Origin of the sequence: Limimaricola sp. AA108-03 (assembly GCF_050847355.1) — a bacterium.
Classification (GTDB): domain Bacteria; phylum Pseudomonadota; class Alphaproteobacteria; order Rhodobacterales; family Rhodobacteraceae; genus Limimaricola.
Map to the genome: position 1 here is coordinate 1,366,881 of NZ_CP193755.1, position 16,786 is coordinate 1,383,666.

General features: G+C 65.9%; 9 protein-coding genes. 6 read left to right on the plus strand and 3 right to left on the minus strand.

Going from position 1 to position 16,786, the window contains the following annotated elements; all coding sequences use genetic code 11:
- Window positions 1-70: 70 nt before the first annotated feature.
- Window positions 71-598, minus strand: coding sequence for a hypothetical protein (locus ACRAQ3_RS06745; RefSeq protein WP_432256114.1), 528 nt, complete (start codon window positions 596-598; stop codon window positions 71-73).
- Complete coding sequence (locus ACRAQ3_RS06750) at window positions 595-1,191, minus strand: response regulator transcription factor (RefSeq protein WP_432256115.1); 597 nt, start codon at window positions 1,189-1,191, stop codon at window positions 595-597. Before ACRAQ3_RS06750 ends, ACRAQ3_RS06745 begins: the two co-directional genes overlap by 4 nt.
- A 799-nt stretch (window positions 1,192-1,990) precedes the next feature.
- Between ACRAQ3_RS06750 and ACRAQ3_RS06755 the strand changes: the two genes are divergently transcribed.
- The 6 genes from ACRAQ3_RS06755 (at window position 1,991) to ACRAQ3_RS06780 (ending at window position 15,699) form a co-directional block, all read left to right on the plus strand.
- Window positions 1,991-5,437, plus strand: coding sequence for a beta strand repeat-containing protein (locus tag ACRAQ3_RS06755; protein WP_432256116.1), 3,447 nt, complete (start codon window positions 1,991-1,993; stop codon window positions 5,435-5,437).
- A 123-nt stretch (window positions 5,438-5,560) separates the two neighbouring features.
- A complete protein-coding gene (locus ACRAQ3_RS06760; RefSeq protein WP_432256117.1) occupies window positions 5,561-8,227 on the plus strand; it encodes a hypothetical protein in 2,667 nt (888 codons plus the stop codon).
- Between the two features lie 632 nt (window positions 8,228-8,859).
- Complete coding sequence (locus ACRAQ3_RS06765; RefSeq protein ID WP_269396197.1) at window positions 8,860-10,605, plus strand: type I secretion system permease/ATPase; 1,746 nt, start codon at window positions 8,860-8,862, stop codon at window positions 10,603-10,605.
- Window positions 10,602-11,942: an HlyD family type I secretion periplasmic adaptor subunit gene (locus ACRAQ3_RS06770; RefSeq protein WP_269396198.1), complete on the plus strand. Its 1,341-nt coding sequence runs from the start codon at window positions 10,602-10,604 to the stop codon at window positions 11,940-11,942. Before ACRAQ3_RS06765 ends, ACRAQ3_RS06770 begins: the two co-directional genes overlap by 4 nt.
- Before the next feature lie 223 nt (window positions 11,943-12,165).
- Window positions 12,166-13,326, plus strand: a complete 1,161-nt coding sequence (locus tag ACRAQ3_RS06775) for an RsmB/NOP family class I SAM-dependent RNA methyltransferase (protein WP_432256118.1) — start codon at window positions 12,166-12,168, stop codon at window positions 13,324-13,326.
- Between the two features lie 87 nt (window positions 13,327-13,413).
- Window positions 13,414-15,699 (plus strand): ATP-binding response regulator, encoded by a 2,286-nt coding sequence (locus ACRAQ3_RS06780; protein ID WP_432256266.1) that lies wholly within the window; start codon window positions 13,414-13,416, stop codon window positions 15,697-15,699.
- A gap of 96 nt (window positions 15,700-15,795) precedes the next feature.
- Here the strand turns inward: ACRAQ3_RS06780 and ACRAQ3_RS06785 are convergent, their stop codons facing one another.
- Complete coding sequence (locus ACRAQ3_RS06785) at window positions 15,796-16,782, minus strand: glucokinase (RefSeq protein WP_432256119.1); 987 nt, start codon at window positions 16,780-16,782, stop codon at window positions 15,796-15,798.
- Between the last annotated feature and the right edge of the window lie 4 nt (window positions 16,783-16,786).

Below are 16,786 nucleotides of genomic sequence, written 5' to 3' on the forward strand. Positions count from 1 at the left end.
TCCAATCCGGTAACAATCGAGACGCCACGGGCAAGGCCGCAGGGCGCTTCCTCCCAAGGGAACGGCCCTCTCAGACAGGGTAGCCCTCCTCGACGACGAGGGCCCAGATCTCGCGGTTGAGTTGTTTCAGCGCCTCGATCGTGTCGCGGATTCTATCGAGAGCGCTGGCGTCGATCGCGTCGCTCTGGCCCATCTTGAGGGCATTCTTTCGATCCGCGATCCGCATGGTGATCGTGCGGGCCGTACCGGTTTCGGTGTCGAAGGAATAGATCGAATGGCTGTAGCGGTTTCGCAGGGACTGGTGCTTGCGGATCTGCGCCGTGGCCGCGAGGATCCGGCTTCGGGTCGCGTCGGTGATGCCGCCCGATTTGGCGAGGCGCTCGACGAGGTCGAGCCGTGCCCGCGTGGTATTCAGCGTCAGGTAGATGATGACGGCGGACTGCTTGGTCGTGCCGGCCAGCCCGGCGATCAGATGGATCAGAAGGCTTTCGGTGTTGGTCCAGCTGTAATTCATCCGGCCCACCAGCAGAAGCAGTTGATCGAACGGGCTGAGGCCAGCCTCGGCAGACGTGGAGGTGCTGGCTTCGCCGGTCGTCATGACTTGTCAGATGGAATATCGGCTGCCTCCCCCCGGGCGAGGTACCAGATCGCGGCGCCGGTGCGGTTCGAGACGCCCAGCTTGTGAATGAGGTGGTGGATATGGAGCTTCACCGTATGCTCGGACAGTCCCAATTCTGCGGCTACGATCTTGTTTTGCTTGCCCTCGGCCAAGAGCGACAGCACCTCCCATTCCCGGCGCGTCAGGTCCGATCCGACCAGTTCCGCGCTTTCCTCAGCAGCATCAAGTGGCACGTGTTGTCCATTTTCCAACAGCACTTTCAGCACGGCCTCGGGGACGAGGATCTCGCCGCAGAGCAGCAGGCGCATCATCGCCAGAAGCACGTCGATCCGAACGTTGAGCGGTAGGAGCCCGAGCCGTGGCGGCTCGGCCTGGTTCAACCCCTTCAGCAGAAGGTCTCGATCCGGGACACGCCCCCCATAGGCCAGAACCAGCATATCGGTTCCTGCAGCCTCGGCGGCGACGAGTACCTCGTCGCGGGTCGTCACCCTCTGAGCGTCGATCAGCATGAGCCGCGGGTTGCCGCGCTCGTCACGAAGCTTGGAAATGGTGGAGAGGTTGTCGGTGCGCATGAAGTCGACGCTGTCGAATTCCGCCGCGAGTGTCTTTAACAAATCTTCGGGAAAGCAGAACTCGCTCCCAAGAATAGGAATGGACGTGCGGCCTCGGGGATTGGCTTCTGTCAGATCCTGAACCTGAAATATTCTTTCACGATTTAACATAAATCACCCGATAAAATTGGACTGACACGACTTCGATATCGGTGTGCCTGAACAATACGGCCAATGGCAGGGCTAACCCATATACCGATCGGTTAGGTGCAAGAACTGCCGAGTAGATGGTTCCTCCGGCGCGTGTGAACGCAAGGGCGAAGGAGCCAAAAGCGAATGCCTTAACAGAGCATTACGACCGGAGCGATGACTGTTTCTACAGTCTTGCCTAAATCGGCATCTCACGCAAATTCTTGATCACGTTTTGTTGAAAATTGTAAAGATCCGGAACTTTTCGTGAATGTGTCCCTACGCTATCCCCCATTTGGCCAGATGGGTATTAGTACCATTTTCCGGGCTGATAGAATTCTGCATCCTGCGCAACATTTGGGCGTCGGCTGCAACCGGTCGTAGCAGGCGTATGCGCTTCGCGATGAGGCGGAAACTGTATGCCGCGTCTTCCGGTATCTCCTGCGGCTGGCGAAGCTGCTCGTTTCGCAAGGGGAGGTTAATTCGTGCCGCCGATCAGGCGGAGTTTTCTCGCATTCGGAATGTAGATCCGGAATGCTCATCGATCCCAAATCACTGACATGCCATCGCAGATCACCGCTTTTGAAATGACTGGCGGTGCGGCGATAGCTTTTTGTCCGGAGACAGGACCATGGCTACACGCAACAACAACATGATCATCGGCTGGGGCGACGGTACCGCCCCGCAGGGGGAGGCCGTCGAGACGGCTGAAGCCGCATCGGCCGCGGAAACCACAAGCAAGGAAGTGCACTACGGGAAAGGAAAGGGGGATCACGACAGGGGCGACAAGGACCATGACGGCCACCATGCCGGCAAGTCCTACAACGTCAACAAGAACCAGAACGAGAACGAGAACCACGACAGCAACGTGAATCGAAACCACAACGAGAATGAGGCATCGGCGCGTAGCAAAGCCGAGGCGAATGCGGATAGCGACAACAGCAACGTCAACGAGAACACGAACGACTCCGACGTGGATGTCGACGTGAGGGTCGATGTGGGCGTGGGCCTCGACCTCGAAGGCGCCGGCCACGAGGACAATGACCTCGCCGATATCGACATCGACCATTCGGAGATCGGGAACATCCTCACCGCGAAAGGTGATATCGACTACAACCCCGGCGATGATTTCGATCTCGAGAACATCCTGAACCACTCGCTCAACGGGGAGGGCAACGACGCCGGCTTCCTCAACGTGCTCAGCAACGATCTCGATGACAACGACATGCTGTCGGACGTGCATCTGTCGAATGACGGCACGTTCGAGCAGAACGGCAGCGCCCATGGCGGAACCGCGCATGCCGAAGAGGGCATCGAGGCCGGGAGCGAAGGCGGCAAGGGCGGCGACGACGCCTACTCCACGGGGGGCAATGGCGAAGGAGGTCATGCCGGTGATGCCAACGCGGATGCCGAAGGCGGCAGAAGCGGCGATACCGGCGATACCACGGCCACTGGCGGCAATGGTGGCGACAGCGGTTATGCCTATGCGCAAGGCCACGACACCATAAGCGGCAAGATCGACACGCAGTCCGACGCCCTGGGCGGTCGCGGCGGCGATAACGACTCGACCAACGACTCGACCGCCGACAACACCATTGACCAGAAGGCCGAGGGCGAGGGCGGCGACAGCGGTAGCGTCGATACCGAGAGCCATGTCGATTCCCAAAGCGACGCCCAAGCGACCTCCGATGACGATGGCGGCGATGGCGGTGATGGCGATGCCTGGGCTCACCAGTATTCCGACGGTTCGGTCTGGAGCGACAACGCAGCCGATGGCGGTACCGGCGGAACAGCCGATAGCGAGGGCAACGGCACCGGTACGGCCGATAGCACCTCGACCGCCGAGGCCGATGGTGGGCGCGGCGGTGACATCGACGGCGATGTCGATGTGCATGGTGACAGCACGACCGACAGCGACGCCTCCGGGGATGGTGGCGATGGTGGCGAAGCCACGACCGACGCAACTGGACATGCCGACGGCGAAACGACGGCCGATGCAAACGCCGAAGGTGCCGAAAGCGGCTATGTCGATACCCATGTTGACGGCACGGCGGATGCCCACGCCGATGGCGATGGCGATGGCGGTGACGGTGGCTATATCGACGGTCAGGTCGATGCCGCGGCAGATGGCACTACTGATGGCGATGCCGATAGCCATGCCGGCAATAGCGGCGATAACGACCAGGATGCCGCCGGTACCGGCCAGTCGGAGGCCTATGCCGATGCCACGCATGATACGGGTGACGGTGGTGACGGATATGGCGACGCCGATGGCACCGTTGATGCCGCTGCCTATGGCGATGCCGATGCCGGCGATGCCGGATACATCGACGGCGACGTCGAGGGCGACAGCGACGCCCGGACCCAGGGTACGGCCGAAGCCGGCGACGGCGAGGGCGGGGACACCGACAACGATGCCGACAGCGATGCAGATGGCGCAGCCACATCCGATGCCGCTTCGACGGCGGGCGCCGCAGGCAATGCCGACGGTACCGGCTACGGCAAAGGCGAGGGCGGTGAGGCCTACAACACGGTAGACCAGAGCGCCGACGGCTCCGGGGATACCGCGCCGATGGCGCGGGCCACCGGAGATCCGGCCGATGCCAGCGCCGACAACGCACGTGGAAGCGCCGGCGGAAACAATACCGGCGATGCCGGCCCGGCCAATGCGAACGGCACCGGCGATGGCCCGGGCACGGGCGGCACCAGCACTGGCGGCGCCTCCGATGCTACGGCAGGCATGGCCGGTAGCGATGTCTCCGGCGATGCCCGCAGCGATGGCGATGGCGGAAATGGACCTGGCGGCGACGCTACCAACACCGACAGCGCCATGGCCAGCACCGGCAACTCGACCGACTCAGAGTCGGGCGATGGCGGTGCGGCGGATGCTGCGCATATGGCCGAGGCCCGGGGCGACGCGGCCACCGACAACGACGGTGGCGCTGGCGGCGCATCCATGGGTGACGGCGGCACCTCGGCCAGTGACGGCTCCGGCGATGCGCGGAACGACGCCGTGTCCGGAGATGTCGCGGGCGGCCCGGCCTCGGCCGATAACGATGCCATGGCCGATGCCATGGGCAGCATCGACTCCGACAGCGGCGATGGCGGCGGTGGTTCCACCGACAACGACGCCATGGCCGACAACCGCTCCAGCTCCGACGGCAATGCCAGCGGTGCCGGTGGTGCGGGCACGCTCACGACCGGCATGGTGTCGGGAGCCGTTTCCGGTGATGCGGCAGCGGACGGCGCTGGCGGCATGGGCGGGGCCGGTCACGCCGAGACCGATGACGACGCGGAGGTGAACGGTACCGGCTCGACGGACTCCGAGAGTGGCTACGGCGGCGACGCCGCTGCCAGCAATGATGCCGACGCGACCGGCAGCGGTACCGGCGGCAGCACCGCAACGGGCGGCAATGCGGACGCTGCGGCGACCAGCGACGCTTCCGGCATGGCCGATGGCCGTGCCGAAGCGGACGGGACCGGCGGCGCCGGAGGCGCGACCAACTCGGATACCGACGCCACTTCCGACAGCATGGCCGACGGCTATGCCGACGGCACCAGCGGCTATGGCGGGATGTCGGATCTCGCCGCCGAAGCGCTGGCGGAGTCGATGGCCGACAACGACTCGGACATCGATACCGGTGACGGCGGCATGGCCGATGCTGGCAACATGGTCGAGGCGGCCAATACCTCAATGGGCGAGGTCTCGGCGATGAGTGGTGCAGGTGGCGCCACCGGTGCGATGACGACCACCGGCGCGGCCAGCGGCCTGGCCGCGGGCGGCGAGGCCATGGGCGGAAGCTCGATGGGCGGGGCCGGAACAGGCGGACATGCCGGGGCTGCCTATGCGGGCGATGGCGGCGCTGCTGGCGATGCCGGTACCTGGGGGTCGTCGAATGGCGACGACGGATACGTGACGGGAGAATCCTACGCTTCCGCCGCCGCCCAGGTCGACACCTCCGCCTTCAACCAGGACATCGTGATGGGCGCGAACGTGCTCGGCAACACGGTGGACATGAACGTGGTCGGGGGATCCTTCAGCTCCCACTACGTCGGTGAGGACGGCGACGGGATGTAATCCCTCGCAATCCCGGGGCCGGAGCGATCCGGCCCCGGATCCGCGCCGCGATGGCGGCGCAAACGAGCCGGAAGCCCGCCACAGCAGAGGCGGGCATCATGGCCCCGGGGCAAGGAGCGCAGCATGTCGATGGACCGTTTCACCGAATCCATTGCGCATTTCATTGGCACGTTCGAACTGGCGGAAGAGAGTGGTCGCCTCAGGGCGCAATACGACAAGATCGCGGCGCAGCGCCCCCCGGATGAGGATCTGGGGGATATCGCGTTCAAGGGGCTGCATCTCGAACCCGAGCATCCGCTGGAGGATCTGGAACCCCAGATCGCCTATCAGCCGCTGCCGCCCACACCATTCTGGATCCTCGCTATGCCGCCCCGACCGGCGGATGCGCCGCAGCCCGAGATCGTGATCGTCATGCCCGAGCCGGCGCTGCCGGACGCGCCCGGCACCGGCACGGATAGCGCGGGGCCCCGCCTCGTGCTGCCCTATGAGTTGCCGCCGCCGTCGAGCGTCGTGGCACTGTTCCACATGGCCAACAGGCTCGATGACACGGATTGGTTCGGCGACGTCGATCCCGCGCTGATGGCCCAGATGTCGGGTCTGCCTCAGCTGATGCATACGCTGACAGAGCAGGTTCTCGCGCTGTCGCCCCTTTCGGCGCCACTGCCTCTCTTGGCGGAGGGGACCGCTGGCGCTCTGGACTGGGCCACGACGACACCCGCCATCATCGAGGCCGCCGAACAACTTGCCGGTGGCATGCTCGACGCCGTCGTTCTGCTCGGACCGGAGGCCGAGGGGCCATATGTCGACGGCGTCGCGGTCGATACGCTGCCGGACTGGCAAGCGCTCTGGCCGGATGTCCTGACCCGCGAGGCCGCGGCGCAGGGTGGGGAGGAGACCGAGGGCGGCCCGGCCAAGCGGAAGGACGAGCCAAGCGGCGATGATGGGAAGGAGAGCGGCGAGATCGTTCCGGACTTCGTAACCGGCTGGGACCGGGCGCTGGAGGGGCTCGCGGAGGGGATGAAGCCCACCTCCGATGCCGCCGAACCGGCGGGGCCGCTCGTCGTCACCGGTGCGAACAAGCTCGTCAACGAGGTCACGATCACGTCCGATTGGCTCGATGCGCCGGTCATCACCGTGGAGGGCGACGTGCATCGTTTCGATGCCGTTTCGCAGCTGAACATGGTGTTCGACCGCGACCAGGGCGCGTCAGCGGCAGGCACGCCGTCGCTGGCTCAGAACGCCGCTTCGATCACCACCACTTCCGATCCGGACCCCGCCGAGACCACGGTGGGACAGCAGCCGTCCGGCTGGGCGATTGCCCGGATCACCGGCGATCTGGTCCAGATCAACGGCCTCCAGCAGTATAATTTCGCAAATGATTCAGACGTCGCACGCATCGAAATAGGTTCGGGCGGTCTGCATCTCGGGCTGGGCGAAAACCAGCTCGACAATCTTGCAGTGCTGAACCAGTTCGGCTGGGTTTTCGACCTGATCGTTGTCGGCGGTCAGATGATCGACATGAACCTGATCCGCCAGGTGAACCTGTTGGTCGATGACGACACGATCGAACAGCCGATCTCGACGGCGACGAAGCCCGAGTCGCAGCCGCTTCCGACGCTGAATAGCCCCGCGCCGGTGCAGCATGCGACCGGAAAAAACGGTGAGGTAGGAGGGAAGCCGATATCCAGCGAGCCCGACGCGGAGCCGGTCCCCACCGCTCCTTCGAATGTCTCAACGGTGGCTGCCACGGAACTCAAGGGTGGGGCCGGCACGGAACAGCATCTCGCCATTAACGGCGATGCTCAACCGGGCAAGGCGCAAGCGAAGGAGCCTGTCTCCGAGAACATCCAGCAAACGGCACCGACGGCCAAAGCCACCAGCACCTCTGAACATGTTTCGGTCCCGGCAAAATCCGTATCCCCGACCACTTCGCCCGAGCCCGTGGCCGGTCCATCGTCGAATGCGGGGCCTACCACCTCGCCCAACTCCGGAAAAACCGATCCTGACGCGGCAATAGCCGGCAGCGATGATGCGGGATCGAAGCCCGTGGCAGCCGCTGAGCCGGCCGCGCATGCTCCGAGCGCTGCCAAACCTCTCTCGATCAAGGCCGAGCCGGCAAAGATCGATGGAGGGGCCGATGACCAAGCCGCGGCGGTGAAACCCTTGGCGAAGTCGGCCGCCGTCCCCGCTCCGGAAAACCTCGCTTACAACGAGGCGCGCATCCAGACCGAGGGACAGGATCTCGCCACCAAGCTTCCGGCAGCACTCGCCGAGGCCAGCGCTGCGCTGGTGAAGGGCGCAGAGACCCTTGAGCAGGAGATCCTGGGTCTCGATCTGTTCGAGGGTGTCGAGCTACTCAAGGTGCTGCTGATCGAGGGTGATTTCACCACCATCAACTGGATCGACCAGATCAATGTCCTTGGCGACTCGGACAGGGTGGAGCTGCTTCAGGAGGCGATTGCAGCGCTGCCGGGCGCGCAGATGGTGACCGGCTCGAACCTCTTGGCCAACATCGCGACAATCGTCGATCGGGGCATGGATACGCAGCTCATGGCGAAGGGCGAGCTCTACAGCGACGCGTTGCTCCATCAGGCAGGCCTTGTCGAGGACGGCGCGCCGATCGGTGCCGATGGGCCGGCAGCGCTGGCATCGGAAGCGGTCGCATTTCTCGCCGATGGCATGATCGAAGCGGGAATGGCCGATCTGGAGGCCGCGCAGGCGGAGGCGAAAGCGGAACTCGCGGCCATGTCGGCAAGCCAGGCCGATCTCATGCAGACCATGCTGAGCTGATGGGGAGCGATATGCGCGTCAAGGACTACGCCCAGCCGATCCGTCCCGATATCCCTTCATCCCCTGGTTCACGCCCGGCGCGACTGCCGCGTTTCCTGAACCGGGCCTTGCGGGGCGGGGCGGACGGTGCCGCGCCCGACGCAACCCCCGCCCGTAACCATGGTGGTCCCGCGGATGATGCCGCCTGCAAGGCGGAACGCGGCGCGCGATCAGTGACATCCGACGAGCATTCGCGAGCCGATGCCACCGTCGAGCCCAAGCGGGCCAATCCGGTCCCGGAGGCGCGGGGCGCCGCCCCCGTGCCCGGAAAAGGTTCGCAACGGTCCGCGGGGGAGGTTCCCGATCGCATTCCTGCTCCGGTGTCGAGGTCGGCTCCGCCGGAAGCGCGTGATCCCCAGAAGAACCCCGTATCCGCGCCAAGCGCTCTACCAGATTGCGAACCGGCTGAACCGGCCTGCAAGATCGAAACCGTTCCGCAAGCGCGCGGGCCCGAGGAGGGGCCGCTGCCCGGACCGGTCATCGAGGCCGATCGCGGGCCGATCCGCCGGCGGCCGGACGCCCCGCGCCCCGAAGGTGGCGAGGGGAAAGGTGCCGGAAGAGAGCCGGGCAAGGGAGGCGGCGGTGGCGGTGGGGTGCCGCCCAAGTTCCACAAGCGGGTAGGTCCGGAGAACTACGGGCTGGCGCTGAAGCTCGGTCTGCGCGCGGTGCGGCGCAACTTCGTCATGGTGATGGTTTTGACCTGCGCCACCAATCTGCTGATCCTCGCGATCCCAATCTACCTGTTCCAGATATCGGACCGGGTGCTGACCAGCCGCTCGGTGGACACCTTGGTGATGCTCACCATCGTCATCGTGGGCGCGGTGATCCTGCAGGCGGTCTTCGATGCGATCCGCCGCTTCATGCTGATGCGCACGGCGGTGGAGGTCGCGGCCCGGCTCGGTGCACCCATCCTGAGCGCGGCCTCGGCTGCGGCGCTGCATGGCTCTGGCCGCGAATACCAGACGCTGGGCGATCTGCAGCAACTGCGCGGCTTCATCGTCTCGGGCACGTTGCTGTCATTCCTCGACGTGCCCTTCGCGCCGCTGTTCATACTCGCGATCTTCCTGATCCACCCGCATCTGGGGATGATCGTGGTCAGCACGGCGCTCGCCCTCTTGGTGATCACGTTGATCAACCAGAAGCTCACCGCGCGACCCTTCGCCGAGGCCAACGCGGCCCAGAGCCGCGCCAACCTGCATCTCGAGTCGATGGCGCGCAACAGCCAGATCATCAACGCCTTGGCGATGATCCCGGAAGCCGTCCGGATCTGGGGGCGCGACACCGCGACTTCGCTCACGGCGCAGGTACATGCACAGGACCGCAACATCGCCGCCTCGGCCATCAGCCGGGCGGTGCGCTTGCTGACGCAGATCGCCATGCTGGGCTGGGGTGCCTATCTCGCCATTGGCGGCGAAATCACCGGCGGCATGGTGATCGCCGCCTCGATCATTGCCGGCAGAGCGCTGGCCCCGATCGAAGGGGCCATCGAAGGCTGGAGCGCCTATGCGCTGTCGCGCGCCGCCTATGGCCGGATTTCGGCCCTGCTCACCAATTCGCGGCTCCAGTTCGAACGGCTGAACCTGCCGCGTCCCGAAGGCCGTCTGGATGTGGAGCGGCTGCTCTACGTGCCGGGCGGGACCAAGCAGGTCGTGTTGAACGGCATCAGCTTTTCGCTCAGCCCCGGCGACACGCTGGCGATCATCGGCAATTCCGGGGCAGGCAAGACGACGCTCGGCAAGATGCTGGTCGGGTCGATCCTGCCGACGTCGGGCAATGTTCGGCTCGACCTTATGGATCTGCGCAATTGGGACCCGCGCCAACTTGGCGAGAACATCGGCTACCTGCCGCAGGACGTGCAGCTGTTTCCCGGCACCATCAAGGACAATATTGGCCGAATGCGCGACGATGCGACCGATGCGCAGATCTACGAGGCGGCGGCGCTTGCCGACGTGCACGAGATGATCGCCAACTTGCCGCAAGGCTATGAGACGGTGGTGGCCGCGGATGGCGCGCCTCTTTCGGGCGGGCAAAAGCAGCGCATCGCGCTTGCGCGGGCCTTCTTCGGTGAGCCGCGTTTCGTCGTGCTCGACGAGCCCAACTCCAACCTCGACAGCGCTGGCGACAAGGCGCTGGCCCGTGCGATCCAGCATGCCAAGAAGAACCGGATCACCGTCGTGGTCGTGACCCAGAAGCCATCGCTTCTCACCGCTGTGGACAAAATCATGCTGCTGGGCGACGGCACGATCCAGATGTTCGGCGAACGCATGGAGGTGCTGAAAAAACTCGCCGGCGACAAGGTGGCACGCGTGCCCCGAGCCGGCTCGGAGGGCGGGACATGAGCATGACACAGCATCCGGCCGATGCGGGGGAATGGTTCGCCGAGGTGCCTCGGTCGGTGCGCCGGCATACGATTGTCGGCCTCGTGATCCTGGTGCTGAGCTTCGGCGGCTTTGGCGCCTGGGCGTTTCGGGCACCGCTCGCGGCCGCCGTGATCGCGCAGGGCAGCTTCGTGGCCACCGGGCAGAACAAGATCGTGCAGCATTTCGAGGGCGGGATAATCAAGGAAATCCTCGTGAGCGAAGGCGACCGGGTCGAGGCGGGTCAATTGCTGCTGAAGCTCGACGGCACCCAGGCGGCCGCGACCGAGCGCGAATTGTATTTGCGTCAGATAAGGCTCGAGGCGACGCAGGCGCGGCTCATGGCCGAGGAAGAACGCCGGGGGGAACTGCGCTTCTCCCCCGCGCTCGAAGCCGCGCGAGAGGACCTCGCCGTGGCCGACATCCTGGAGGGACAGGAGCTGAGCTTCCGTGTGTCGCGCGATGCGCTCGAGAATGACCTCGCCCTGCTCGAACGCAGCTTGCAGGCCCTGGAGATCCGGGCACGTGGCTACCAGACTCAGCTCGAGACGCATCGGGGCCAGCTCGCGCTTTTGCTGGCGGAACACGCGGACAAGGTCACTCTGTTCGAACGCGGCTTGTTGCGGCGTCCCGAGCTGCTGGCCATCGAGCGCGCTCAACTGGAGGCCGAGGGTCAGATCGGACGGCTCGAGGCGGAGATTGCCGAGATCGAGGAGGTGGTGTTGAAGCACCGGGCGCAGATCGCACAGGAGATCGATCGCTATCGCGAAAAGGCGCTCGATGAGTTGCAGGGCGTGCAGGCGGAGCTCGAGAGCATCCGCGAGAAGTCTCGGACGGCGCGCTCGATCCATGAGCGGGTCGATCTGGTGGCGCCGGTCGCGGGCACCGTGGTCCGGCTTTACTTCCACACGCCGGGAGGCGTGATCGAAAGCGGACGTCCGATCCTCGAAATCCTGCCGGTGGACGAGCCATTGATCATCGAGGTGCAGATCCCGCGGGTCGAGATCGACAGCGTAAGGCGCGGTCAGCCCGCCACCGTCCGGCTCACCGCGCTCAACCAGCGTACGACGCCGGTGCTCGACGGCGAGGTCTATTACGTCTCCGCAGACGCGATCACCGACGGGTCGGGCGACGAGATGCGAGAGGTCTATCTGGCACGGATCTCGCTCGATGCGCAGCAACTCGGACGCGTGCCGAATTTCTCGCCGACCCCGGGCATGCCGACCGAGATCATGATCCAGACAGCCTCGCGCACCTTCGTGCAGTACATCGCCAAGCCTATCAAGGACAGCATGACGAGGGCATTCCGCGAGAACTAGGACGTGCTCGCAATCGCGCCGTATATCGTCACGCCAGTACCGACCCCGCGCCTTCAAACCCATGGCTACGACCTGTAGATGGGCATTGTCCGGAAGTGGCCGGGCAGGACTGCGGGGCAGGATCGATGAACCAGACAGAGCCGCGAATGCAGACCCGGCGGGCACGGATGATCCATTTGTGTGCCTCTCCCGGACATACACAGCGCTTCACGGGAGCGACCCGATGACCCCGGCCGCGCGTGTGGCGGCCGCGATCGGCGTGCTCGATGACTGCCTGGGCGGCATGCCTGTCGAGAAGGCGTTGCTGCGCTGGTCGCGCGCCAGCCGCTTTGCGGGCTCCAAGGACCGCGCGGCGGTGCGCGACCTCGTCTTCGGCGGCTGGCGCCGAAGGCGGTCGGCCGCGCATGCGGGCGGGGCCGAAACCGGGCGTGGCATCATGATCGGCTGGCTGCGCCAGCATGACACCGATCCCGCCGCGATCTTCACCGGTCTGAATCACGCTCCGGCACTGCTTACGTCGGAGGAGACGCAACTTCCGGGAGAGGCAGCGGCGGCGATACGCCACGACCTACCGGACTGGTTGTGGGAGCGGTTCTCGCGTGATCTGGGTGCCGATGCCGAGACATCCGCTCAGGCGCTGCGCGACCGGGCGCCGGTGTTCCTGAGGGTCAACCCGCGACGCGGCGATATCGACGCGGCCATGGACGCATTGGCCCGGGACGGCGTCGAGGCGGTCGCGCATGACGAGGTCGCCGGAGCGTTGCGGGTCGTGTCGGGCGAGCGCGCGGTGTCGCGGGGCGAGGCCTATTCCGAGGGGCTGGTTGAACTGCAGGATGCCGCGTCGCAGGCGGCGATGCTGCGCCTGCCGCTGCAGGACGGTCAAAGCGTGCTCGACTACTGTGCCGGTGGTGGCGGCAAGGCGCTGGCCTTGGCCGCGCGGGCCAAGATCGGCGTGACCGCGCATGACATCAGCGCGGCACGGATGCGCGACATACCGGCCCGCGCCGCGCGCGCCGGCGTCAGGATCGAGCTGGCGGAGCGCCTGGAGGGGCTGAAGGCCGATCTCGTGCTGGTCGATGCCCCCTGTTCGGGCAGCGGCACCTGGCGGCGTGACCCGGACGGCAAATGGCGCCTGACGCCCGAACGGCTCGCCGATCTGGCGCGGCTTCAGGCGGAGTTGTTGGATCAGGCGGCGCGGCATGTCGCACCCGGCGGCAGCCTTGCCTATGCCACCTGTTCGGTGCTGTCGGAGGAAAACGACGCGCAGGTCGCGGCCTTCCTCGCGCGTTGTCCCGGCTGGGTGCAGCGCGACAGGATGCAGAGGCTGCCCGGACCGGATGGCGACGGCTTCTTTCTGGCGCGTTTTCAGCGCGGCGACGCGTAATCGTTTACCGACCATTAGCCATTTTAGCCTTCACTGGATGCGTGGATATCCTGGGAGGCGGAGGTGGTCGAAATCGATGTGCCGGCCATGGTGGCCGATGACGACGCGGCGCTTCCCGGCGCGGCGCAGCTTTCGGCCATACTCGGGGCCGCTTCGCTGGCGCTGGCCGGGGCGGCGCTCGTGCCTGACGGTCATGCGGCGCTGGCGCTGTTGCTTGTGGGCTCGACGCTGGGCTTCGTCGCGGCGCTGTTCGGCCTCAAGCGACTGCGCCACACCCGCCATCGCCGGGCCATGCTCCGCCTGTGCGGACGAATGCTCGGAGCTGACCCGGTTCCCGGCTTCCTGAGCGATGCGCAGGGCACGATCCTCGATTGCAACGCGGCGGCCTCGCAACGGTTCGGGGGCCGTAGTGGCAGCCTGTCGGCGGCGCTGGCGCAGCATTTCGCGACGCCCGCGACGGCTCTGACGCGGCTGCGTCAACGCGCGCTTCGCGACGGATCGGCGCAGGACATGGTCGCAACCCGCCGCGGGCATCTTCGAATCGTCGTGACAGGGCTCGGGGCGGGCACCTTTCTGTGGCGGATCGAGGATCTGTCCGAGCGGCAGGGGACCGGCCGTGCTGCGGATGCGCTGGGCCTGCCGATGCTGACGGCGGGCCCGTCCGGCACGATCCTCTACATGAACGAAGCCTGCCGGGCTCTTGTTGGAGAACGGGCCAGACGGCTCGATGCGATTTTCGAGGAGCTACCCCTTCGACCCGGTCAGATCCAGCGGGTGCAGGGAGAGGCCGGTCCGGTCGACGCGCTGGTGGCCGAGATCGCGGCGGCGGGCGGGCGCAGCGAGATCTACCTGCTGCCGCCGGTCGGACCCCGGCGGATTGCCAGCGCCGGCGATTGGCACGAGGCCGAGAGCCTGCCCGTGTCACTGCTGCGGCTCGATCGCCGTGGCGCGATACTCGGCGCCAACCGGGCCGCTCGGGCCCTGCTGCCAAATGCCACCGAGCCCGGGACACGCGTCTCGGACATCCTCGAAGGGCTGGGCCGACCGGTTGCGGATTGGCTTGCCGAGGCGGTGGAGGGCAGGGCGGTACCGGGGCCGCAATTCCTGAAGGGACGCGGCGCCCGCAACGACACCGTGCTGCAGGTCGCGCTTGGCGACGTCGACGAAGAAGGGGCGCTTGTGGCCGTCCTGTACGACGCGACCGAGCACAAATCGCTCGAGGCGCAGTTCGTGCAGGCGCAGAAGATGCAGGCGATCGGCCAGCTCGCCGGGGGCGTCGCGCATGACTTCAACAACCTGCTCACCGCGATTTCAGGGCATTGCGACCTGTTGCTCCTGCGGCACGAGAAGGAGGACCAGGATTACAGCGACCTGATCCAGATCCACCAGAACGCCAACCGCGCCGCCAGCCTCGTGGGTCAGCTCCTGGCCTATTCGCGCAAGCAGAACCTGATGCTCGAACAGCTCGATCTGCGCGATACGTTGTCGGATCTGACGCATCTGCTGAACCGGCTGGTCGGGGAAAAGGTGACGCTGACGCTCAACCACGACCCCGATCTGCGGCAGGTCAGGGCCGACCGGCGACAGCTCGAACAGGTGCTGATGAACCTCGTGGTCAATGCCCGCGACGCGATGCCCGACGGCGGTGAGATCCAGGTCGAGACAGACAATTACGTGCTCGACGCTCCGATGGAACGGGATCGGGCGCTGGTGCCCGCGGGCCCATGGGTGCGAATCCGGGTGCAGGATCAGGGCAGCGGCATTCCGGCGGAGAAACTGCCCAAAATCTTCGAGCCGTTCTACACCACCAAGCGGGTCGGCGAAGGCACCGGTCTCGGTCTTTCCACCGCCTATGGTATCGTGAAGCAGAGCGGGGGTTACATCTTCGTCGAAAGTACGCCCGGCGAGGGCAGCTGCTTCACCCTGCTGTTGCCCAGTCGCTCTGCTTCCGTTCCAGCACCGTGCCCTGCGCCGAACGTTGCGCCGGCAAGCATGGCCCGGCACGCCGAGGGGGTGGTGCTTCTGGTGGAGGACGAGGCCCCGGTCAGGGCTTTCGCTGCACGGGCGCTGCGGCTGCGCGGACTGACCGTGATCGAGGCCGAGGATGCCGAGGCGGCCCTCGAGATCCTGGCCGATGCCGGGTTGCAGGTGGACATCTTCGTCACCGACGTGATCATGCCGGGCAAGGATGGCCCGACTTGGGTGCGCGAGGCGCTGAAGGATCGCCCCGACACGCAGGTGGTCTTCGTCTCCGGCTATGCCGAGGACACATTCGCCGAGCAGCAGACCCGGATTCCGAACTCGGTCTTCTTGCCGAAGCCATTCTCGCTTACCGAGCTTGCCGCGGCGGTGCAGACGCGTATCGCTTGCTAAATAGGTTCGTGGTGCGCGAGCGTTCGGTCAGCAAGCGCTGGGCAGATCGCCTCTCGGCGGAGAAGCCCGTGACCGGGACCCTCCGCCGAGGGCCGCTCAACTGGCCGTGCCGGGGAGCATCAAGCCATTGAGATGTGCCGCGCAGCCGATCAGAGCGGCGTAGTCGTCCTCGATCACCGCGACACCGAAATTGCCCATGAAGCCCGCGAAGCGACCCTTGTCGCGGAACGCATCGGCGAAACCGAACTCGCGCAGATAGGGCGCAATGGCGCGCGAGACGCCGCCTACCAGATAGACGCCGCCAAAGGGCAGCTGAATCAGCGCCAGATTGCCCGCGACGACGCCCAGAAAGCGCGCGAAGACCCGCGCCGCTTCGACCGCACGCGCATCGCTGCGGTCGGCGCAGCCCTGCATGATTTCGGCGGCGGTCTTCTCGAGCGGCGCGCCGGCCTCGGCGCTGAGCCATGCATAGACGCGCTCGAGCCCGCGCCCCGAGAGCACGTCCTCGACCGCTGGGAAACCATGCGCCGTGGAGACGTATTGCGCCAGCCGCAGATCCGCCTCGCTGTTGACCGGTAGGTTCACATGCCCGGATTCGGACGGAGTCACGTAGCGCCCATCCTCGGTGTCGAAGACCGGCGTGGCGTTGAAACCGGTGCCGACGCCGATCACCAGCTTGGCGGCATGGGGCGAAGCCTCGGGGAAGGCGATGATTTCGCGGATGTTGCCCGGCGCGACATGGCCCAGCGCATGGCCCTGCGCCTGAAGGTCGTTGAGGATCGCCACGGTTTCGGCGCCGGTGGCGCGGCTCAGCGTGGTCTTGTCGATGGTCCAGTCGAGATTGGTCATCGTGGCGCGGGCGTCGCGCACCGGCCCCGCCACGGCGACGCACGCGCCGATGCAGTCAACGTTGCCTTCTTCGGCGATATAACGCTTGAGCACGGATTCGAGGCCCGCGTAATCGGCGTTGGAATAGCGCCGGATCGTATCCTCGCGAATCTCTAGGCCGCGCGCCAGCGCCACGCGGGTATTGGTGCCACCGATATCGGCGACCAGTGAATAGGCGTTGGTGGGATGCGACATGGCG

Bases quoted from the DNA above. Each gene is read 5' to 3' on its own strand.
- ACRAQ3_RS06770 (WP_269396198.1), top strand. From the start codon at position 10,602: ATGAGCATGACACAGCATCCGGCCGATGCGGGGGAATGGTTCGCCGAG.
- ACRAQ3_RS06775 (WP_432256118.1), top strand. From the start codon at position 12,166: ATGACCCCGGCCGCGCGTGTGGCGGCCGCGATCGGCGTGCTCGATGAC.
- ACRAQ3_RS06750 (WP_432256115.1), bottom strand. From the start codon at position 1,191: ATGCGCACCGACAACCTCTCCACCATTTCCAAGCTTCGTGACGAGCGC.
- ACRAQ3_RS06780 (WP_432256266.1), top strand. From the start codon at position 13,414: ATGGTGGCCGATGACGACGCGGCGCTTCCCGGCGCGGCGCAGCTTTCG.
- ACRAQ3_RS06755 (WP_432256116.1), top strand. From the start codon at position 1,991: ATGGCTACACGCAACAACAACATGATCATCGGCTGGGGCGACGGTACC.
- ACRAQ3_RS06745 (WP_432256114.1), bottom strand. From the start codon at position 598: ATGACGACCGGCGAAGCCAGCACCTCCACGTCTGCCGAGGCTGGCCTC.
- ACRAQ3_RS06760 (WP_432256117.1), top strand. From the start codon at position 5,561: ATGTCGATGGACCGTTTCACCGAATCCATTGCGCATTTCATTGGCACG.
- ACRAQ3_RS06785 (WP_432256119.1), bottom strand. From the start codon at position 16,782: ATGTCGCATCCCACCAACGCCTATTCACTGGTCGCCGATATCGGTGGC.